This window comes from Methylobacterium isbiliense, from assembly GCF_022179325.1.
Taxonomy (GTDB): Bacteria; Pseudomonadota; Alphaproteobacteria; order Rhizobiales; family Beijerinckiaceae; genus Methylobacterium; species Methylobacterium isbiliense.
The window spans coordinates 40,581-61,082 of sequence record NZ_BPQQ01000048.1 but is presented as its reverse complement, the minus strand read 5'-3'; the positions used below and the strand labels follow the sequence as shown (position 1 = coordinate 61,082).

Genomic DNA, 20,502 nt, shown 5'->3' with positions numbered 1-20,502 from the left:
CGATCTCCTGATCCTCGACGACTTGGCCTACGTCAGCAAGGATCAGGCGGAGACGAGCGTGCTGTTCGAGCTGATCAGCGCCCGCTACGAGCGCCGCTCGCTGCTGATCACGGCCAATCAGCCCTTCGGTGCGTGGGGCAAGGTCTTCCCCGATCCAGCCATGACGCTGGCGGCGGTCGACCGACTGGTGCACCACGCCACGATCTTCGAGATGAACGTGGAGAGCTACCGCCGTCGCGTGGCTTTGGAGCGGAAACGCGGTCCCGGCCGGCCACCAACCCGCGCGACAACCAAGGATCTGGCCTGAGTGACGCGCCGCGACACGACGCGGCCCAGGATCACCTTGCGCACGTCAAGCAACCCGACCATCATCCCTGCGCCGCGACATCAGACGGTCATCCTGATTGACGCGCCGCTCTCATCCAGATCGCCGCGCTACACGTGTCGCCGCTGATGGCCCTGACCATGGATCAACTCCGAGCCGGCCTGGCCACAGAGAACGCCGACGCTGACACCAGAAACGCTGGATTGTGCTTACTGACTGCTAGCCGACTGGAAAGCTAGAGCGAAAACGGAACGAACGATCGGCGTCGATCCAGCAACACCGAGACGAAAGCTTAACAAATAAGCGTTACAGAACTGCACTTGCCGCCAGATTGGACATTCTGAGATGGGTTGGCTCTTCGTGAATATAATAGTCCCTTTGGCTCTTCCGCCAATTGGAGTTTTACTCATTATGATTGTGACGCCCAAAGCAGTTCGCGCTAGATCAGAAGGCAATTTTGGGCTGATGGTGCTCGTAAAAGACGGGCAGCTGGGTTGGTCTGCGGCAGGCATGTGCGCTGCTGCATTTTATGAATTTGCTGAAATAATCAGCATTTTGGGCAGAGTTCCGTCTCACTGGCCAGGAATATTGATACCGCTAGTTTTCTCTACCGTCGGGGCCATGTTTGTTGCAGCGTCGGGCGCTGTTTACAGTACGGAAATATTAAAGTATCCGAATTTCTCTACTAAGAAGTGGCTTTCACATTATCACGTATTTGTATTTTCGGTCATAATTACCTTATCATCCGCAATAACTCTATCAATCGTTCATTTTACAATGCACTCGATAGCCACAACTCAATCGGCAGGTGCGAAGTGATGTTTAAAGAAATCTTCAAATCCGCAGATGCTTCGAAAAATATCAGTTTGGCAATAACCTTGTTTGCTTCGGTTATTGCAATTAGTAGCGCCGTGTTCTCCGTCTATCTATATCTGAGCAAGAATGAGGATCACAAGGATTTGCCTGATATTATCAATTTTCCATCCTATACGAGCGATTGGATGGGCGGCGGATTTAACGCAGATACGGTATGCCGCCCCATAAAGGATAAATTCTCACAAGCAAATCCTATGTATGACATTCAGATATCGGCTTCTGAAGAAAGAAGAAAGCAAATCTTCGGTAGAGTAGAATACAAATACACTTGCCATTTCATTGGCCAAAGAAAGCCAGAAACTCCGCGTCCGTAATGTTGCTCCGGGCGTTAGACCGGTAATAGTCGAGTGCAGCTTGAAGCCGAACCTAAGGCTGTGCGGCTCGATACGCCCGAAGTCCTGCCGCATGTCGGTGAACAGCACCGGCATCGCGCGCGCCTCGGGCGGCCGGTCGAGCGGTACGTCCTTCTCTACGACGAGCCACTGACACTCAGCAAACCGCTCGGCTTCGAAGGAGGCGGGAGGAAAGACCCGCGCCAGGCGCGGCGCATCCACGACCGCCCGAAGCTCATCGGCGCTGAAGCGGCGAAGGGCGGCAGGCCCGAACTGCAGGGGCGGGAGATCGTCCGCGAGATCCGGCGGCGCCAGATGCAAGCGCCGCGCGCGCTTTGCCCGAACGGCGAGGTCCAGACGGCGCGCCGCCTCGTCTGGCGGAAAGCTCAAATACTGCCCGTCCTGGGGCAGCCCGCTTGGCAGGCCCAGGCTGCGCAACGCGGTGCCGAGCGCGAACACCGGCTTGCCCACCTCCGGATAGAGGCGTTGCAAGGCCTCCTTGAGCCGCACGAACTCTGGCGAGGAGAATAGGTTGTCCGGACCCGGCGAGAGCACGCGCCACAGCTCCACAACCGCGTCCGTCATCTCGTCTGGCGGCTCGCTCCCAGCCACGCTCACCGCTTCTTTTTCTTCGGCCCCATAAACAACAGGACCTGCTTGACGCTCATGGGGTCACCGAGATCATCCAGAGCGGTGTCGCAGAGCTTGCCCTTGCCGCCCGCCAGCGCCCACTTCACTCCGGCATGGTTCGCCGGCAGGATCCGCGCGATCCGCTCCGCAGCCGCCACGTCACGCTCACGAAGGATCCAGATCGCGAGAAGCAGCAGGACTCGGCGCTTGTCGATGGTCGACAGCGCCTCGGCTGCTTTGAGAATCTGGTCGATCTCGGCGCGCAGCGCGACGAGCAGCAGCAGCCGTGAAGCCACCGCTTCGATCCGGGTGGCGAGAAATTGCGGTGTGATCCGGCTCACCGTTTCGGGCACGACCTGCCCATGACCCGCCAACAAGGCGCCAGCCGCATTCACGCGAATTGTTCGCCGCCCAGGGTTGACGGCGAGGTCGAACAGCTGCCCCTGGAATCGAGGATCGGCGACACGCACGAGAAGGGCAAAGATCTCATAGCGGACATCGGAGTCGTGCGTGTCGATCGCCAGCCGATAGAGCTCGTCCGCAACCCCGTCTTCCAGCGGCCCGAGCTTCCCTATGGCGCCGATCGCCGCCAGCGCGATCGGATAATCGTCCTCCTCGCCCTGGTAGGATGAGCGAGGCGACCAGTCGTCCTTCGCCAAAACCAGCAACGCCGGAAGATGATCAATGTGGGGCTTGGCGTCGAGAAGCTCGACGAGCGCCTTGCGAACGGGGCTTCCCTTGTGATCGGCAAGCGCGAGTAGCGCGCCGGGCAATGGTCCCGTCAAAGGCGTCGCGACCGCTTTGAGCGCGCGTGCGACCACGGCCGCAAAACGGTGCGACAGCCCCGCCTCGACCTCCGCCGTCATGCCGTGCCGGATCGCGGCCTCGATCGCCTCGACGGCGCTGCTTGCCTCGTCCGTGTTGGCCAGCAGCCATCGCACATCGTCCGGGACGAACACCGGCAGGTGCTCATCCAGCGTGACGCGGAATAGGCGCACCTCCTCGCTCGGAGATTCGGCGTGCGCCAGCAGTTCGCGCGCCTCATCCGAAAGCACGGGCACAGCCTTCATCTCGAGCGCGAACGCGGCGTCGCTGATCTCCTTGAGAAGAGACGGCAGGAGCGCTGCCGCGCGCTCCGCCGCCTCCCCATGGCGGCTGCCGTCAAAGTCCGACCGCTTGCGGCGCATCCCGCCAAGATCGATCGCGATCTCGACCAGCCGGCCTTCTTCTCCGCGGCGGGCGAGTTCCTGGCAGATGGCCGGCAGCTGCTCGGCCGCTCGTTCCGCCAGGCACGTCAGCGCGGCGTGACGCACCTGGGGTTCGGCGTGGCCCTCCACGATCCGCTCCACCAGCGCGGGGCCGAAGGCGGGGTCCCATGCTTTGGCGAGCACGTGCCAGAGATCGTCCTCGTCCTTGCTGCAGCGCCCGACCGCGAAGGCTCCGGCGATTTCCGCCGGGTCCGGCGCCTCGTCCTTCGCCAGCTCTCGGAACCAGTAGTACAGCAGCCGGTCCCGATGCCGATGCTCAGCCAAATGACCCCAGCCGACTGTCGCTCGGACGCGCTGGACATAGGCTTCCAAGAACTCGCCCGCGGTCCAGCCATCGTCATTGTCGCTGAGGTGCTCGGCATAGTCGTCGCTGTACTCACCGTTGATGATCGCCAGTCTAGTTTCGGCCCAGCTCTGAAGATCGGCGGCGTTTGGGGTGCGTACGGCCACAGCCGTGTCAACCACCACCTCAAACCCGGCAAGGTCATCGAGCGCGCCTTCCGCGATTGCATCGTGGGAGTTGGTGACCCCGTAGTGCACGGCCGTCGCCGCAGCGGCCAGGAACGCCGGCGTCAGTCCCGGCGCGACCCGCTCGGCCTCGGCGACGAAGCTCACCCGGAAGTCGTCGCGGGCGCGCGGCAGCACGTCTCGTATGAAGGTCTCAACGAGCGCCTTGACGGCCGGATCGGCCCGCATCCGGGCGTACCACGCCTCGTCATGCTCCGGCGGCCCCCAAATGTGCATCCATCCGAACGTGCGATCCGGCCGGTGGAGGAGAAAGCGCGCGATTTCGGAGATATTGCTATTCATCGACCCCGCCGCCTCGGCGAGGTTGAGGTTGTCTTCGAACTCCTTCCCACCCTTGGCCAGCTCGCTCGCCAGCCAGGCGTCGATCTTCGCCTGGGCCGTCCCTGAGGGCGCGGGCTTTAGCTCCGGCGTGCGATCGGAGGCGAGGAGCAGGCGCGCTGAGGCGGCGATGCCCCAGGCCTCGCCGGGCCCGTCGGGCGACACCAGAACGTCGATCAGGAGCCGCAAGGTCCGCCGCGCCACCAAGCGGTCCCGATCCAGCGCCTGCTTGATCCCGGCTTCGACCCGTGGATGGTAGTAGGTGATCGTGCTCTCCGCCTGCCGCAGATTCCTGGCGGCCACGAAGAACGTCACCAATGGCGACACGCCCTTCTCGAACTGCGGGCCGTTCTCGGCGAGCAGCTCTTCAATCTCGCGCAGCAGCCGGAGCGAGAGCTTGTCGTTCGCCTTGAGTAGGCCCCAGAGGACAGCGGCCGCCCGAACATCCCGGCGTTCCTCGATCTGGTCGACGACGGTGCGCTCGATCGAGTCCTGATGCGCCCGTCGGATCGCCTCGGCCACGAGCCCGGCCGGATTACGCCGCTCCTTGTCGTCAAGCGTCGGTAGGGCGTCGAAGAACTTCTGGATTTCGAGTGGCGTTGCCAGCTCGGCCAGCACCGAGCCCTCGCTCTCCTTTGCGAGCGGCTGCAGCTTGCGCGGGAGTGCGTCAATCCGAGTCCGGTACAGACGGCGACGCTCCGCTTGGCCGTAATGTTCCGCCTCCAACCCGACGCGCCAAGGCTTCACCGTGTCGAGCGCGCCGGCGCTCTGGGCGACGTCGAGGCGAGACGTCGCAACGATCATCCGATCCGGGCGAGCCTTGGCGAAGAACTGCGCGAGCTGATCGTTCCAAGGCCGGCTCTTAGGGTCGAAGTCGTAGCGCCCCCACGGATCCTCGATGTCGTATAGGACCGGCGGCTCTGTCACGTCGTCGCGCAGATGGTCGGGGCCCAGCGTGATCGGCACCCGCGCCAGGCCGGGCACCTCCTTGCGCAGCTCGTCATAGAGCTTGCGCGTCGCCATCGTCTTGCCCGTCCCGGACTGACCGATGATAAGGGCCGCGTGCCGCTCGCCCATGGCTGCGCGAAGCTCGCCCCAGTTGGTGGGATGGACGTAGTTGTCGAGCTCCGGCGAGCTGGCGATATAGCCATCATGGCGGCGAATGACTTGCTCGAGCTGCGCGCGCGTCCAGCGTCCCCCGCCGGCGCCGCCGATTCGGATCCGGGCCTGCTCGCGCAAAGCCTTGCGGCAATCGTCCAGCTTGGCGTTGGAAACGCGGAAGCTCTGCGTCAGCAGCGTCTTGATATCAGTGGCGAGACGCTCCTCGTCCTCGTTGCCGATGATCGCGACCCGACCCGCCGAGCCCGCAGGCAGAGCGCTCTTGATCGTCGAAGGCATGTCGCCCGGCTTCGGCCAGCTTCCTGCTCGGCGAACGCGGAGGCCGCGGGTGTCCCCATTCAGCCCAGCGGAGGTGACCAGCAAGTAGCGGGCCTTCTCGTCTTCGAGCCGCTTCGCCGCCGAGGGCCGCGCATCGCCGTGCTTGAGTAGCGCTTTCACCCCGGCAACCGTCCAGGCGTCTCCCCCTCGGAGCTTGGCTTGGACGATCAGCCGATAGCCGTCCAAGGCCGCGGTGCTCGTCAGGCGGCCGGGCTCATTCTCGGCGAGATCCGCCTCGATATCCTCTTCGGACGCCGGCTCCAGGACCAACTCTTGGGTGAGCCGGTTGGCTAGCACCAGGTCGAGCGCGAGCCAGACCGAGACGTCGATCTGATACTCGTATCCCGCAACAGATTGCCCGCCGGATCCTCCGCCCTCGTCCTCCCCCGCCGCCACTCGTCTCGCCTTTATTGGAACCATGCCGGTCCGGCGTAGCACGTGGCAGGGTTGCAGCGAACCCGCGCCGCAGGATGTTGCCAGGAGTGAGCAGACCGGGAGGGGAAAGCCTTCCCCTGCCGCCGAGCCGAAGTCTCGGCGCGCCCTTCTGCGGGGCTCCGCCCCGCAACGCCCCGGTCAGTGCCAGTTCAGAGCTTCCTTGAGCACTCCGGCGGGCCTGAACCGCGCCTTTTGCCCTCCACGTCGGGTCCGCTCGGAAGCGGTTAGGCGACCTTAGCTAGACGCGTCTGCTTTCGGGCAGGCACCTGATGTCAGCTCATGGCGCATTGCCGAAGTGCCAATCACCCGTCATGCACAACATAAAGTGCAAAGCTTGCAATCAATAGCAGCAGGTATCAGCAATATACATTCGCGCATTAACGCCGAGTTTTATGACAAAAAGCGTATCAGCGCGGAAAAATTTTCAGTACCAATGCTGGAACCTGCCAGAATACGAATTGACTACTGCTTCAATGACTGCGATTATGTGTTGAGTGGCGGCTCACATCTCGCCTCGCGTTCCAGGTTCTCCGATGACGCACTCGCCTGTACAGACGATTGCCCGGTCGCCATCAGCGGCTGAAGCTGCAGCTATCGAGCACGCGAAGGCGCGGCACAGGCAAAGGCCCAGGCGCCCGACGATCAAAGCTCAGCCTGCTGGCACCCCGGCTCGCTTCGAGGCCGAGCACAACGACACCCACGGCCTGATGGGGATGGTGCTCGACGCCTTTGCCACCACGTCCGACGATTTCGCGCAGCTCGGCATCAATCAGCTGCTTACCGCAACGGCGGATCCCACGCGGTCAGCCGTCGAGGCCCTCAATGCTGGTCTGGCTGTGGTCGCAAGCATTGGGGCTCGGAATGAGGCTGAGGCACAGCTCGGCATTCAGATGGCGGCGACACATGAAGCAGCGATGAGGATGCTTCGCGTGGCAGCCAGCGGCGCCGACCCGAAAACGACCGAGGTGTACGGCAATCTCGCGACCAAGCTGCTCCGCACGTACACCGCTCAGATCGAGGCGCTTGCGAAGCTGAAACGCGGCGGCGAGCAGACGGTGCGGGTGGAGCACGTACATGTCCATGCTGGTGGGCAGGCCATCGTCGGCAACGTGAACTCAGACAGGAGGGGAGGGGGGAGTGTCAGAACGTGAAGCCAACCTCATGCACTCAGTGGAGAAGCAGCCCAAACCATTCCGATCGGCGCCGAGGTGCGGCGCGAAAACGAGAAGCGGCAGCCCGTGCATGTCACCTGCGGTGAGCGGAAAAGCGAGGTGCCGAATGCATGGCGGGGCTAAGGGGAGTGGTGCGCCGAAGGGGCAGTCCAATGGATCCTTCAAGCACGGCCTCTGGACAGCAGAGGCCGCACAACTTCGGCGTGAGTGTCGTCTCGTTCTAGAGCTGTCGCGAGAATCACTCAAAGGAGCACGGTAGCCGACCGCGGCGGCAGGTCGGCTCCGTCCGTTTGCTCGATGAGAGTCGCTGCTGCTACAGACCGCCGGAACGGCTGGGTCAGCTTCTGAAGGTTTTGAAGGCAAGGTACCTAGGGGTTTTCGTGGCTCGAAGACTGGCCGAAGCCGCTATTTCAAACCACGCGGGTTGATACCATAAACCGTTTTCGGCCGACCGCCCGTGCTGATTTCCGTGGCATTTAACCATTTGTGGTCCACTAACAATTCCAAGCCCAATCATATTTGCTCACGGTCAGTGAGGTTTGACCAGTCGCGCTGGTGAACGTCGCGAAGCGTAAAATCATTCAGCAACTCACCTTTGCGAATGCGACCAAGTATCGCCGCAGCAACCACCGCATCATTTCGCAACCCTGCGCCATATGCTCTATGCGCGTGAGACTCAAGATACGTTGCGAGCCGAATAGCCTTTCTCAGGTCAACTGCCTTGACTGATCCTTGTGAACTGCTAGCCATCCTGTTGATCAGAGCAAGCGCTGGCACCAGCTTCCGGTATTTCGCCAAGTGACTTTCCATCGCCACGTGCAGCGTATCTGAACGTAGTCGTTTTTCGAGGACATCTAACCATTCAATGAATATCTCCGCAGCTTCGGCATCAAAACCCAGATACCGTCCATTGTCGAAACTATCAAAGCATGGCTGAACAGTGTTCCAATCCGGTTTAGATAAAAACTCGAACCATTTATTGGCGCAATTTAAGGCTGCTGAATCAGGTAATCGGTCTACATTGCACCACTCGCCCGTTTGATCCGGCCATACTAGAACGCCGAATCTCTGTATCAGGCCATCATCTCCATCTCCGCCATTCATCGCGCGCCCAATATACGTCGCTAATTTTCCCGGCTGTGTAGATCCAAGCATTGAAATGCAGACAGCATCGATTTGAAGGTGACCACGACCGATCCGGTCAAACTGGTACCCTTCATTGCCGCTCCAAGCTGTGAGGTATAATCCACGCGCAGCAGCGTATTCCTCTCTGTCCAAGGTTCGCAGCAATGCGACGAGCTCGTCCCTGAATGCCAAGACGCCGTTCGGGTTATCAACGAGAATAGCACCCAGTGCCTCATAGGTCGCATCGCTCACGATAAACCGTTTTGGTTTAGGCTCTTTAGGCTCAGGTGGGACGTTGTAGTCAAATATTGCCGACAGGTTGTTTTTGAATACTTTCTTTGCCTGATCATCCGCAGCACCTCTGCGTATTTTATGTATGTGCAGTTCCGCTACGTATTTCTCCAGATTATTCTGGAAGTTTTCGCGAGCATTTACCTCAAGACGCTTAAGAGGGCGTAATGCCTCCCTCATCGCCGGAGTTTTCATCATGCCCGGACGACCAACAACCATACCCCACAAATTAGGCATTTCCTTCCAGGCATCTTTGGTTTTGGGGCGAATTGCAATTTGCCGACCTAATACGGAACCAAGCGCGACGATAGCTGCCACAGCAGGAAAATCCGGAGGACACTGCATTCTGTCCGCAATATCCATGACCCATGGCGCAATACCATCAGGCAGATTATTATGATCAAACGGCATCACCGGCGCTAACCCAGTCGGCAACGGGATTGGTTCGGCCCAATCGAACTGAACAAGGGGTATGGGGGATGCGATCGGGACGGTGGTCCCTGAAGCCGCTGCCATGCCTGATGGCGCGCCCTCATAACCCTCAGAACTCAGCTGAGGCTGGTTGGCGGGTGTCGCCCAGACCAGGTTCTCAGTATTGCTGACTGATGCGGATAGGGAGACTTCCTTCATTTCAATGCCCCTGCATACCTTTGCGCATGCCGCTCGCAACGGTGTTTTTCACTTCGCGATCGTCAAGGCCAACTTGTCGACCCGCTTGAATAAGGCGATTCTCTACTTCATATGCGGTGATCATTTGCTGGACGACCAGTTCGCCTCCGCGGCACGCAGCCCAGTGCAAAATGGAGTTGCGATTCCCGACGGCGGAATTTAAAATCTTAGAGATCAAACCATCTAAACTCCGCCTCACGCCTTGGGGGCGTAGTGGGATGCGCGAACACTGTTCCGCTGGCTCGGGCCGAGCAACTAGCTCAATCAGCCACCTTGGAACAGGCAGCAAATTGCGATTAGCGATAGCGCAAGCCAGCTGACCAACAGTCCCATGCAGCAATTGATACACTCTTCCATCTGGAAGAATGGAACCGGGCGCAATTATGTAACCATTATCTCGCACATCTATTACTGATGTTAGCTTGTTTCTCGTCCGCCTCAGACTACTTTGGCGAGAAAATATGACATGCAAACCATCTCTGGGTGTTTTGATAACAGGCACCGTACGCCAATCGAAGGAATAATGCGCGAATATGCTTAGGAGTGATTGCACCCCGTCGCCGGCACCATGCCTGTCGGCATCAAGAACAAAAATGTTGTTTTCTGCGCATGGAATGCCGTAGATCGCATTCGGATACGCACACGACCAGAACGACAAGAGGTGCAACTCTGCACCAGCATCTTTGTAGCCGTTGCGTGTATAAGGGCTTTTTGCCTTTCCTGCTTGTGTATCACACTCGCGACATGGAAAAATTTTAATCCCGTAACGCATGTACTCGGCTGCGAGAGCGCCGTTCGTGCTAGGTAGTCTCATAGAGAAGATCCTTGTTCAACACTGTATGAGCTGCGTGTGCGTGAGCGCAGAGCAAGCCTGATTACTGCAAATTGTAAGTTTAGATTTGCTACATATGGCTAACTATAAATAAATCCATTCTCAGTGAAGATCAAATGATGTCCTTGTAGCAGACTCACAATTTACTATTACTAATTTTTATTAAATAGTCAATCAGCTTACGTGTTGTCTTATCTTGCGCTATCTCGAATAAAACTTGCAATCAGTCTCTGTCATGTCTAGACATATGCTGGAGCTGAGTTGGAAAGCGACTCGAAATCGGATTCCAGGTTCGATCTGGCGCACCGCACATACCCATCTCATTCCGGGTTGGGGGGCTGGCATTGGCCGACCCGCACGTGAGAATGCCTGCATTTCGGCCCTGCCCAGGTACCGGACACGATAAGCGCGATTAACGTGTCTTTCGAAGAACCTACGGTCGCCATCGATAATGGCCTCCAGTTCTGGCGGCGAAATCGGGTAATCTGAAGCAGATTTCATAGGCTTTTTCCTGTTCAGATTGCTTGCGACGTCAAAATTATTCCTGCGCAACTGTATTCTTGCGCGAAGTCGTCCATGTAGTTTAAGATACAAGATCGGTCGCCAGCTTAGTTGTAAAGTCGTCACCATAGTTAGGCGCGTAGATCACGGCTGCTGCGTTATGCTCTATAGCGTGTGAACATTCCAATTTTCGTTCCGAAATCAATCGCAGACCGTGTTACGTTCTTTCGCTGCGTCTTGAATCTGGCAGACCAGCGAGGAATGTTTCTGCATCGGAATGTAAGATCAACGTCCGAGATCCGATCTTACGAGCCGTCAATCTGCCAGCATTGATCATCTCGTAAACAGACGATTTTCCTATGCCTGAGATCCGTGAGAAGTCAGCTATGCTGTACGCTAGTCGGTCGCAAGGAAGATGCGGTTGTGCTCTCATTAGATCGCTCCTGGACGCATACGGATACATTCGCGTCCCAGGAACGTGTTTGGTGAAATCCCGCTTACAGCTCAATTTCGCGTTTTGTAAATTATTCATGCAACTAAAGTTGTATAATCCGAGGCCGATTCAACCTTATTGTGTCACAGGTCGGCAAACCGTGGTCACGCCTGAAGTGGCGCTAGAGTAAGGACGATATAGGCGAACTCACCTGCTAGTTTGAGCAGGCATAGGCGTGAGCGTCGCCCCTTAATCGCTGCCGGATGCATGAGTTTCACAGGCGGGCCGGCCTAATCGGAGAGCACCCCCAGCACTCGTTCCTGCATAGCACTGCTGCTTGCTTTCAGCCGATGGGTAGCGGAGATCTGCCTCGAGGCGACCTCCGGAAGCGAAGACCACCGGCGGGAGTAGAAGAAAGTTGTCGTGCTGTATGTGTTTGTGGGGCAAGCGCAATCGCTGAGCATCGCGAACTAGCCTGCCCGAGTGACGTCGTTAAGCATCATGCGAGGAATCTGAACACATGGCAGACTCGCGCGGCTCACACTTGGCCAGCGTGCCTAAGTATAAGTCACGAAAATGGGCTCTCTCTGGGCTTTAAGCGCATGCTTTGGGCGATTTGCTTTTTATAATTAGTAGATGTCCGCTCCAAATTCTGCAGCTCGTCGGCAGCTTCTTCTAACGCCGCCAGCAATTGTCCTTTGTTCAATGCTCTCTGCGGCTTGTTCTTAGCTTCTGAATATCTAATCTCGAGTGTTGTAGCATTCTTGCCGGCTCTCTTTGCAGCAATTTTAGCTGCCTGTCTTGCTGTTTTACCTTGACGTAACAGTCTGGATATCAGCATAAACTCGTTGATATTCGGATTTGTTTTCTTGTCAGAAGCTTTTAAACGAAACGCTGGCTCATATCGAAGCAAGAGCTGTATCGCGAGCTCTCGCCAACCAGCTTCGTCGGGATCACATCCGTACTTCGCAAATACGCTGTCCAGTCTTGCACAAAAATCCGCGATCACTTCTGATCGCGGCTTGTCTAGTTCGAGCGCACTCCATGAATCAGCCTTCACACGCGTTGCAGATTCGTCAGCTACTGAATTTTTATCGGATCGCATGATTTCCTCAAAAGGAAGTGTTGTACATGTATGACGACCAATCTTCCATTAATCTCGCCCGTTTCATAAATAAATCAGTTCGTCGGTAAGCGGCCTCTACCTTGTTCTCCAATGTGTGCGCTAACGCAGCCTCAGCAATTTCCCGTGGTGTGCTTGTCATCTCGGCGGCCCAGTCTCGGAATGAGGAACGAAAGCCATGCACGGTTGCGTCCACTTTCATCCGACGCAGCACCATCTCCAATGCCATGCTTGAAAGCGGTCGGTCAGCCTTCGCTCCGGGAAACACGAGGTCGCCAGTCCGTGCCACAGCCAAGCCGGCCACAATCTCTTGTGCGCGCGTCGAGAGTGGCACTCGGTGTTCTCGCCCAGCCTTCATCCTCTCCCTTGGTACCGTCCAGATCCCGCGCTCCAGGTCGAATTCACTCCAGCGCGCGCCCATCGCTTCGCCGCTGCGCGCAGCGGTTAGGATCGTGAACTCTAGACAGAGAGCGCTAATCGACCCGCTCCGACGCAAGCGCGTCATCAGGTCCGGGACCTTCTCATAGGGCAGGGCTTTGTGGTGGCCACGCGTCAGCTTCTGGCGCTTGGGCAAAAGATGATCCAGGTGACCGCGCCAACGCGCCGGGTTCTCCGCCGTCCGATGTCCCTTGACTCGCGCTGCGTCGAGCACCTTCTCGATCCGCCCTCTCAAGCGCGATGCGGTCTCGGGCACTTTGGTCCAGAGTGGCTTGAGGACGGACAGCACGTGCTCGGTCGTGATCGCATCGACGCGGAGAGGACGGATCGGCTCACAGTAGCGGGTGAGTGTCATGCGCCACTGCTCGCGGTGCTTCGGGTTGCGCCATCCAGTTTCGATCGATGCGAGCACCTCGTCCGCCATCTCGGCGAACGTGGGCGTTCGAATCTCGGGCTCGGCGATCCTCGCCGTGAGCGGATTGCGGCCGGCCGCGAGATGCACACGCGCAGCCGTGGCGAGCTCGCGGGCGCGGGCAAGGCTGACGCTGGACGCACTGCCCAGACCCATTTCGCGCAGCTTGCCGGCGCCGGTCTCCCCGGCCTCACGCCAGCGGAAGAGGAACACCCACCGGCGGCGGGAGCCATCGGGCGAGATGGAAAGATATAGGCCATCGCCGTCTGCGTGGCGGCCGGGCTTGGTGAGGGTTGCGGCGGTGCGCGCGGAAAGGCGATTGGTGGTTCGTGCCATAACGGTGATCCGGCTTGGCCCCAACATAGGCCCCAACAGCGATGCCGGATTGTGGCGGACGGCTGCGAACGTGGGAAGACAGATAGCCTGAAAGACCCTGGGATTTCAGTACGCTTATGAACGCCGGCGGACTGCAGCGAACGGGAGTACGACGGACTCTCTCTCCGCCAGTCATCCGTCCGCTGGCAGCCGGCGAATACCTGAACGGTGACATGTCCCCACGGCGCCGCGGCGGCCCTGAACCGGATCCGGCGTTGCGGGTTCCTCCCATGGCCGAGCCCGATCGTGCGCCCGGCCCGGGACCAGCGCGGCCGCGACCGGTGAGCGCGGTCTCTCCCGAATCGTGAGGACGATCCCGATGGCCCGCTTCTCCCCGCCCGGCCCCCTCGGCTTCGGTGGCGCACCGCTCGGCAACATGTTCGACGTCGTCGACGAGGAGACGGCCGCCGCCGCGCTCTCCGCCGCCTGGGAGACCGGCGTACGCTACTTCGACACCGCGCCCCATTACGGCAGCGGCCTGTCGGAGCACCGGTTCGGTGGCGTGCTGCGCCGCGCCCCGCGCGACGCCTTCGTCCTCTCGACCAAGGTCGGCCGGCTGCTCCGGCCCGACCGCACGCGCCCCGAGAACCCGCCCTTCGTGGAGGGCCTGCCGTTCCGGGTCGAGCCCGACTACTCCTACGACGCCACGATGCGCTCCATCGAGGACAGCTGCCAGCGGCTCGGCCTGGCGCAGATCGACATCGCCTTCGTGCACGACCTCGCCGCCGATCACCTCGGCGACGCCTGGGAGGAGCAGTTCGAGGTGGCGCGGGCGGGCGCCTTCCGCGCGCTCACCGCGCTGCGGGAGCAGGGCGTGATCAGGGGGTGGGGTCTCGGCGTCAACCTGACCGAGCCCTGCATCCGCGCGCTCGAACGCGCCGACCCCGACGTCTTCCTGCTCGCCGGACGCTACAGCCTGCTCAACCAGCCGGCCCTGGAGCGCCTGTTTCCGATGTGCGGCGCGCGCGGCGTCCACGTCGTGGTCGGCGGACCGTACAATTCCGGTCTGCTCGCCGGGGGCCGCACCTTCGAGTACCAGGAGGCCCCGCCCGACATGATCGCCAAGCGCGACCGCATCGCCGCCGTGTGCGAACGCCACGGCGCCGACATGCGCTCCGCCGCGCTCCAGTTCTGTGCCGCGCATCCGGTGGTCGCGGCGATCATCCCGGGCGCCAAGCGGGCCGAGAAGGTGAGGGAGAACGCGCGCCTGATGGCCGCCACGGTTCCGTCGGCCGTCTGGGACGAGCTGCGGCAGGCGCAGCTGATCCCGGCCGATGCCCCGACCCCGGGGTGAGGCCGGCCGGGACCGGGTCGCGACGACCGGGAACGGCCCTCCGCAGGGCGGCGCCGAGGCGGCATTCGTGCGGCCTTGCGGCTGTCGCCTCGGCGGCGTGCAAGGCTCATCGGCCGGCTGAGAGCCCGCGGGCGCCGTCCGGGCCGCTTGTCGCGCGCGAGGCGCATCCCCCGCATCACGGCGCCGACCCTCTCCTGTCCATCTCCGATCCAAGAGCGAAGCATCGTGCCCGTCCGTCCCGGCACAGCGCGCGTCGTGCCAATTCATGAACTAACCCCATCGGACTAGGCAGGCTGAGCGAGGCACGCTATCAGGATCCGCCACGAGCCAAACACAAAGGCTGAGGCAGGGAGGACGGCGTGTCGCATTATCTCACATCGATAGACATCACAAATATTCAGAACAATCAAAAATCTGACATTTACCGTCGCGCAGAGGTCGTGTTTACCGTCGAGAATGATGAGGGCGCTCCGGCCAATCTGGTAACGCTCGTCGTCGATGTTGCGCACGAGGATGGAATTACGTTTGGCGAGATGAAGCAGGATGCCATTGCGAAGGCCGCCTCGATCATCAAAGTCATTGCCGACAATCTGAGGGCCAAGGACACCGGCTCCGACTAGGCGCGCAGCAATCCTGCGCCGGCCACTGCCTGGCCGGCGCGCAGGCGATCTCGGCTCCGGCGGGGCCGCGGCCGCTCCGGACGCGCCTTGCCCGGCCGGCCCGCACAGCGCCGGGGCCCGCGCGGCCGATCGCGAGGCGCACGCTGCGCGCATCGCGGACCTGTCGCGCCTCAGGGCGCCAGGATGATCTCCGCCAGCGAGAGCACCTTCGTCTGCTCGGCCTCGGTCTTGGGCGTCGGCGCCGGCACCGCCTCCAGGGCGCGGCGCACCTCCGCGAGCACCGCCTCCCGCAGATCGGGATCGCGCTTCGCCAGTTCGCGCAGGAACGCGGTCACGACGCATTCGAGGGCACTGATGCGTGCCTCCGCGTTCGCTTCGAAGGACAGAGGCGCGGTCATTGCGGGCTTCCCTCACGGCTCGTTCCCGCCATGGTAGACCCGAATGTCGCCGGTCCGCAGCCCGGACCGCGCATCCCGCCGTTCGCCTCGACGACGGGGCATCGGCCGGCCGCTCCGCGCGCATCCGCATCCAGGCCGCGGACCACGCCTCCTCATCTAACATTTGTTAGAATTGAGATCGATATCGTCTTCAAACATCCTCACCTTGGCGTTTGATTGACACAGTCTTCCGCAAAGATTAGCCTGGATTTGCTTGCAGTGCGCAGTCCTCTCGACGACGGAGGTGTGCGTGCAGATTCGTGCCTTGCGCGGGCGTCCGGGGTTCGGGCCTTCGGCCGTGCTGACGGCCGGACTGCTCACCGTCGCGGCCTGCGACGCGCCCGCACCCGTCGCGCCGCCGCCGCGCGTGACCGCGGCCGCGCCCCTGGTCGCGCCGCTGCAGGAGAGCATCCTGCTCACCGGCCAGACCGCCGCCACCGCCACGGTCGACCTCGTCGCCCGCGTGCCGGGCTTCCTGCGCGAGGTGGGCTTCACCGACGGCGCCGACGTGCCGAGGGGGCAGGTGCTGTTCCGGATCGAGGACGAGCCCTACGTCGCCCAGGTCGACCTGGCGCAGGCGACCCTCGACCAGCAGCAGGCCGCCCTCAAGAGCGCCGAGGCGGAATTCGCGCGCCAGGACGCGTTGCGCAAGCAGTACGTGGCGACGCAGACGAGCCTCGACACCGCGCTCGCCGCCCGCGACACCGGGCGCGGTGCGGTCGCAGCCGCGCAGGCGAACCTGAAGACCGCGCAGATCAACCTGTCCTACACGCGGGTGGAGGCGCCCTTCGCCGGCCGGATGGGCCGGCGCCTCGTCGATGCGGGCAATCTCGTGGGGGCGGGCCAGCCCACCAAGCTCGGCACGCTGTCGCAGATCGACCAGCTCTACGCCACCGTCAGCATCAACGAGCGCGACCTGCGCCGCCTCCAGGCGGCCCTGCGCGAGCACGGGCTCTCCCGCGAGGCGCTGCGCAGCGTGCCGGTCCAGGCCGGCCTCTCCGACGAGCCCGACCTGCCGCATCGCGGCCACCTCGATTTCGTGGATACCGGGCTCGACACCGCCACCGGCACGCTCCAGGCCCGCGCCGTCCTCGACAATCCCGGCCGGCGGCTCGCCCCGGGACTATTCGTGCGGGTGCGCATCCCGCTGGGGCCGCCGAAGCCGGCCCTGTGGGTGCCCGCCGCCGCGCTCGGGGCCGACCAGGCCGGCCCGACCCTGCTGGTGGTCGACGAGGCCGGCACCGTGGCGCTGCGGCGCGTCATCCTCGGGCCGGCCCGCGGCGGCCTGCAGGTGATCGCGGACGGCCTCACGCCCGGCGACCGGGTCGTGACGGACGGCGTGCTCTTCGCCGTGCCGGGCCGGACCGTGGCGGTCTCGCCGGGCGCGATCCCCGCGCCGGCCGCCGCGGCCCGCACCGAGTGAGGGGGCGATGCGCGTCGCCACCTTCGTCGAGCGCCCGGTCCTCGCCAACGTGCTGGCGCTCCTCGTCTGCGTGGTCGGCCTCGTGGCGATCCTGTTCCTGCCCGTCGCCCAGTACCCGCCGATCACGCCGCCCACCGTACAGGTCACCGCGCGCTTTCCCGGCGCGGATGCCAGGACGGTGGTCGAGACCGTGGCCCTGCCGATCGAGCAGCAGGTCAACGGCGTCGAGAACATGCTCTATATGCAGTCGACCTCGGCCAATGACGGCTCCTACGCGCTCGTCGTCACCTTCGCGGTGGGCACCGACCTCGATCAGGCGCAGGTCCAGGTGCAGAACCGGCTCTCGGCCGCCCTGGCGGTGCTGCCCCAGGCGGTGCAGGCGCAGGGGGTGACGAGCCGGAAGAAGAGCACGGCGATCCTGCAGATCGTCACGCTCACCTCGCCGGACCGCTCCCGCGACGGGCTCTTCCTCAGCAACTACGCGGCGATCAGCCTGAAGGACACGCTGGCCCGCATCCCGGGCGTCGCCGACGCCTCGGTGTTCGGCATCGGCCAGTACGGGATGCGGATCTGGCTCGATGCCGACGCCATGCGGGCGCGCGGGCTGATGCCGGGCGACGTGGTGACGGCGATCCAGCAGCAGAGCCAGTCGGTGGCGGCCGGACAGGTCGGCGCCCCGCCGGCCCCCAGGCACCAAGCCTTCCAGATCACCCTCGACCTCCGGGGCCGCTTGGCGGACGCCGCCGAGTTCGAGGAGCTCGCGGTCAGGACCGAGCCCGGCGGCGGCATCACCCGCCTCCGGGACGTGGGGCGGGTCGAACTCGGCGCGCAGGCCTACGGCCAGTTCCTGACCCTCGACGGCGCCCCCGCGGCCGGCATCGCGATCTTTCAGCTGCCCGAGGCCAACGCGCTGTCGGTGGCCGCGGCGGTGCGCGCCGCGATGACGCGCCTCTCGGCCGACTTCCCCGACGGCGTGGCGGCGAGCATCCCGTTCGACACCACCCGCTTCGTCCGGGCCTCGATCCGCGAGGTCTGGGTCACGCTGGCCGAGGCGGCCGTGCTCGTCCTCCTCGTCATCCTGGTCTTCCTCGGGGACTGGCGCGCCACCCTGGTGCCGGCCACCACCGTGCCGGTCACCCTCATCGGGGCCTTCGCGGGCCTCGCGCTGCTGGGCTTCAGCATCAACCTCCTCACCCTGTTCGGGCTGGTGCTCGCCATCGGCATCGTGGTCGACGATGCGATCATGGTGGTGGAGGCCTCGGCGCACCACGTCGCGGCGGGCCTCTCGCCGAAGGAGGCGGCCGTCACGGCGATGGGCGAGCTGATGCTGCCGATCCTCGCCATCACGCTGGTGCTGCTCTGCGTCTTCCTGCCGGCCTCGCTCCTGCCGGGCATTGTCGGCCAGCTCTACCGGCAATTCGCGCTCGTGATCGCCGCGACCGCGCTCCTCAGCGCGATCAATGCGGTGACGCTGAAGCCCACCCAGTGCGCGCGCTGGCTGCGGCCGCGGACCGCCGCGCCGGGCGCGCGCGAAGCCGCGTTCCGGCGCCGCTTCGACACCGTCTACGGCCGGCTGGAATCCACCTATCTCGGGGTGACCGCCCGGCTGGTGCGCCATGCCGGGGTTGCCGCGGCGGCGGCGCTCGCGCTCGTGGCCGTCGGCGCCTACGGCCTCGCGCGCCTGCCCACCGCCTTCATCCCCACCGAGGACCAGGGCTACCTGATGGTGGCGGTCCAGCTGCCCGACGGCGCCTCGCTGGAGCGCACCGCCCGGGCGATGGACCGGCTGACCGTGGCCGCCAGGGCGGTGCCGGGCGTCGACCGGGTGGTCGCGATCGGGGGCGTCTCGCTCCTCGACAACAACGCCTCGCTCGCCAATGCGGGCGTCGCCTACGTGATCCTGAAGGACTGGAGCGAGCGCGGGGCGGGGGAGGACCTGCGCGCGATCTACGACGGGCTGCAGGCGCGCCTCTCCGCCCTGCCGGAGGCGCGCTCCACCGTGGTGCCGCCGCCGCCGATCCAGGGCCTGGGCCTCACGGGCGGCTTCCAGATGCAGGTGCAGCTCGCCGACGGCCGCGTCGACACCGCGGCGCTGCAGCGGGTCGCCGACGCCCTGGTGGCGCAGGCCGCCGCCGAGCCGGGCCTCGTGCGGGTCATGACGCCGTTCCGGGCCGGGGCGCCGCACCTGCGGGTCGATCTCGACCGGCGCAAGGCCGAGACGCTCGGCGTGAATCCCGGCGACGCGCTCCAGACCATCCAGACCTATGTCGGCTCGACCTATGCGGGCCAGATCACCCGCTTCGGCCACACCTTCCCGATCTTCGTGCAGGCCGACGCGCCGTTCCGGCTGACGCCCGAGACCGTCGAGACCCTCACCGTGCGCAACGCGAGCGGCGGTGCGGTGCCGGTCGGCGTGCTCGCCACGCTCACGCCCGCCCTCGGCCCGGCGCTCGTGCCCCTGTTCAACCTCGCGCCCTCGGCGGCGATCAACGGCGCGGCGGCGCCCGGCACCAGCTCCGGCGAGGCCCTGGCCCTGATGGCGGATCTCGCCCGGACCACCCTGCCGCCGGGCACCCGCTTCGACTGGTCGGGCATCGCCTACCAGGAGGCGCAGCTCGGGAACCAGGCCTACTGGGTGTTCGGCCTCGCGCTCCTCCTCGTCTACCTCGTGCTGGCGGGGCAGTACGAGAGCTGGACGGCGCCGCTCGCGGTGATCCTGGCGGTGCCGCTCGCGCTCCTCGGCACCGTGGCGGCACTGACCCTCGCGGGGGCCGCCAACAACATCTACACGCAGATCGGCCTCGTGCTGCTGATCGCGCTGGCGGCCAAGAACGCCATCCTGGTGGTCGCCTTCGCGCGCGAGCTGCGGCTCGGGCGCGGCCTGCCCATCGAGGAGGCGGCGCTCGCGGCGGCCCGGCTGCGCCTGCGGCCGATCCTGATGACCTCGCTCGCCTTCATCCTGGGCGTCCTGCCACTCGTCTTCGCCACCGGGGCGGGGGCGGCGGCCCGGCGCTCCATCGGCATCACGGTGTGCAGCGGCATGCTGGCCTCGACCTTCGTGGCGGTGCTGTTCGTGCCGCCGCTCTTCGTGGTGCTCCAGCGCCGCTCGGAGCGCGGGCGCGCCCTGCGCGACGACAGGGCCCCGGCGCTGCCGGCGGAAGGCTGACGGCGCCGGCGCGGGCCGGCGCGCAACGGGACGGGAGGAGCC

The 20,502-nt window shown here is 63.3% G+C and carries 16 protein-coding genes; 8 read left to right on the top strand and 8 right to left on the bottom strand.

Features of this window, described 5'->3' with window-relative positions:
- A partial coding sequence (locus tag MFF61_RS20660) for an ATP-binding protein (protein ID WP_238237630.1) occupies positions 1–307 on the top strand: 307 nt, incomplete at its 5' end.
- A 363-nt stretch (positions 308–670) separates the two neighbouring features.
- A complete protein-coding gene (locus MFF61_RS20655; protein ID WP_238237627.1) occupies positions 671–1,144 on the top strand; it encodes a hypothetical protein in 474 nt (157 codons plus the stop codon).
- A gap of 236 nt (positions 1,145–1,380) precedes the next feature.
- On the opposite strand, the gene MFF61_RS20650 is transcribed toward MFF61_RS20655, so the two are convergent.
- On the bottom strand, positions 1,381–2,118 hold the full coding sequence (locus MFF61_RS20650) for a hypothetical protein (RefSeq protein ID WP_238237625.1): 738 nt from the start codon (positions 2,116–2,118) through the stop codon (positions 1,381–1,383).
- Between the two features lie 29 nt (positions 2,119–2,147).
- Positions 2,148–6,110: an nSTAND3 domain-containing NTPase gene (locus MFF61_RS20645; RefSeq protein WP_238237624.1), complete on the bottom strand. Its 3,963-nt coding sequence runs from the start codon at positions 6,108–6,110 to the stop codon at positions 2,148–2,150.
- A gap of 572 nt (positions 6,111–6,682) precedes the next feature.
- On the opposite strand from MFF61_RS20645, the gene MFF61_RS20640 reads away from it, so the two are divergent.
- Both MFF61_RS20640 and MFF61_RS33895 read left to right on the top strand, forming a co-directional pair.
- Positions 6,683–7,300 (top strand): hypothetical protein, encoded by a 618-nt coding sequence (locus tag MFF61_RS20640; protein ID WP_238237623.1) that lies wholly within the window; start codon positions 6,683–6,685, stop codon positions 7,298–7,300.
- 10 nt (positions 7,301–7,310) lie between these two features.
- Complete coding sequence (locus MFF61_RS33895; RefSeq protein ID WP_283206020.1) at positions 7,311–7,580, top strand: HGGxSTG domain-containing protein; 270 nt, start codon at positions 7,311–7,313, stop codon at positions 7,578–7,580.
- A 254-nt stretch (positions 7,581–7,834) separates the two neighbouring features.
- Here the strand turns inward: MFF61_RS33895 and MFF61_RS20635 are convergent, their stop codons facing one another.
- The 5 genes from MFF61_RS20635 to MFF61_RS20615 all read right to left on the bottom strand — a co-directional run bounded on the left by MFF61_RS20635 (position 7,835) and on the right by MFF61_RS20615 (position 13,481).
- Positions 7,835–9,367 (bottom strand): YfjI family protein, encoded by a 1,533-nt coding sequence (locus tag MFF61_RS20635; protein ID WP_238237622.1) that lies wholly within the window; start codon positions 9,365–9,367, stop codon positions 7,835–7,837.
- A 1-nt stretch (position 9,368) separates the two neighbouring features.
- Positions 9,369–10,178 carry a bifunctional DNA primase/polymerase gene (locus tag MFF61_RS20630; protein ID WP_238237621.1) on the bottom strand — a complete coding sequence of 270 codons (810 nt, stop codon included), beginning with the start codon at positions 10,176–10,178 and terminating at the stop codon, positions 9,369–9,371.
- Between the two features lie 778 nt (positions 10,179–10,956).
- Positions 10,957–11,172, bottom strand: a complete 216-nt coding sequence (locus tag MFF61_RS33890; protein WP_283206019.1) for a helix-turn-helix domain-containing protein — start codon at positions 11,170–11,172, stop codon at positions 10,957–10,959.
- 568 nt (positions 11,173–11,740) lie between these two features.
- Complete coding sequence (locus tag MFF61_RS20620; protein ID WP_238237620.1) at positions 11,741–12,277, bottom strand: hypothetical protein; 537 nt, start codon at positions 12,275–12,277, stop codon at positions 11,741–11,743.
- Positions 12,278–12,284: 7 nt separating this feature from the next.
- Positions 12,285–13,481, bottom strand: coding sequence for a tyrosine-type recombinase/integrase (locus tag MFF61_RS20615; protein ID WP_238237619.1), 1,197 nt, complete (start codon positions 13,479–13,481; stop codon positions 12,285–12,287).
- Between the two features lie 358 nt (positions 13,482–13,839).
- On the opposite strand from MFF61_RS20615, the gene MFF61_RS20610 reads away from it, so the two are divergent.
- Together MFF61_RS20610 and MFF61_RS20605 are read left to right on the top strand one after the other, a co-directional pair.
- A complete protein-coding gene (locus tag MFF61_RS20610; RefSeq protein ID WP_238237618.1) occupies positions 13,840–14,814 on the top strand; it encodes an aldo/keto reductase in 975 nt (324 codons plus the stop codon).
- Between the two features lie 359 nt (positions 14,815–15,173).
- The gene (locus tag MFF61_RS20605) at positions 15,174–15,434 is read left to right on the top strand and encodes a hypothetical protein (RefSeq protein WP_238237617.1); all 261 of its coding nucleotides are present in this window, start codon (positions 15,174–15,176) and stop codon (positions 15,432–15,434) included.
- Between the two features lie 170 nt (positions 15,435–15,604).
- On the opposite strand, the gene MFF61_RS20600 is transcribed toward MFF61_RS20605, so the two are convergent.
- Entirely contained in the window at positions 15,605–15,832 is a 228-nt protein-coding gene (locus tag MFF61_RS20600) for a hypothetical protein (RefSeq protein WP_238237616.1), read from the bottom strand.
- A 289-nt stretch (positions 15,833–16,121) separates the two neighbouring features.
- Here MFF61_RS20600 and MFF61_RS20595 point away from each other — a divergent pair, with 289 nt between their 5' ends.
- Both MFF61_RS20595 and MFF61_RS20590 read left to right on the top strand, forming a co-directional pair.
- Positions 16,122–17,294: an efflux RND transporter periplasmic adaptor subunit gene (locus MFF61_RS20595; RefSeq protein ID WP_238237615.1), complete on the top strand. Its 1,173-nt coding sequence runs from the start codon at positions 16,122–16,124 to the stop codon at positions 17,292–17,294.
- A gap of 7 nt (positions 17,295–17,301) precedes the next feature.
- A complete protein-coding gene (locus tag MFF61_RS20590) occupies positions 17,302–20,460 on the top strand; it encodes an efflux RND transporter permease subunit (protein WP_238237614.1) in 3,159 nt (1,052 codons plus the stop codon).
- Positions 20,461–20,502: the final 42 nt, after the last annotated feature.

Excerpts from the sequence above, each read along its gene's own strand:
- MFF61_RS20655 (WP_238237627.1), top strand. The coding sequence starts at position 671 with ATGGGTTGGCTCTTCGTGAATATAATAGTCCCTTTGGCTCTTCCGCCA.
- MFF61_RS20650 (WP_238237625.1), bottom strand. The coding sequence starts at position 2,118 with ATGACGGACGCGGTTGTGGAGCTGTGGCGCGTGCTCTCGCCGGGTCCG.
- MFF61_RS20640 (WP_238237623.1), top strand. The coding sequence starts at position 6,683 with ATGACGCACTCGCCTGTACAGACGATTGCCCGGTCGCCATCAGCGGCT.
- MFF61_RS33895 (WP_283206020.1), top strand. The coding sequence starts at position 7,311 with ATGCACTCAGTGGAGAAGCAGCCCAAACCATTCCGATCGGCGCCGAGG.
- MFF61_RS20635 (WP_238237622.1), bottom strand. The coding sequence starts at position 9,367 with ATGAAGGAAGTCTCCCTATCCGCATCAGTCAGCAATACTGAGAACCTG.
- MFF61_RS20630 (WP_238237621.1), bottom strand. The coding sequence starts at position 10,178 with ATGCGTTACGGGATTAAAATTTTTCCATGTCGCGAGTGTGATACACAA.
- MFF61_RS33890 (WP_283206019.1), bottom strand. The coding sequence starts at position 11,172 with ATGAGAGCACAACCGCATCTTCCTTGCGACCGACTAGCGTACAGCATA.
- MFF61_RS20620 (WP_238237620.1), bottom strand. The coding sequence starts at position 12,277 with ATGCGATCCGATAAAAATTCAGTAGCTGACGAATCTGCAACGCGTGTG.
- MFF61_RS20615 (WP_238237619.1), bottom strand. The coding sequence starts at position 13,481 with ATGGCACGAACCACCAATCGCCTTTCCGCGCGCACCGCCGCAACCCTC.
- MFF61_RS20610 (WP_238237618.1), top strand. The coding sequence starts at position 13,840 with ATGGCCCGCTTCTCCCCGCCCGGCCCCCTCGGCTTCGGTGGCGCACCG.
- MFF61_RS20600 (WP_238237616.1), bottom strand. The coding sequence starts at position 15,832 with ATGACCGCGCCTCTGTCCTTCGAAGCGAACGCGGAGGCACGCATCAGT.
- MFF61_RS20590 (WP_238237614.1), top strand. The coding sequence starts at position 17,302 with ATGCGCGTCGCCACCTTCGTCGAGCGCCCGGTCCTCGCCAACGTGCTG.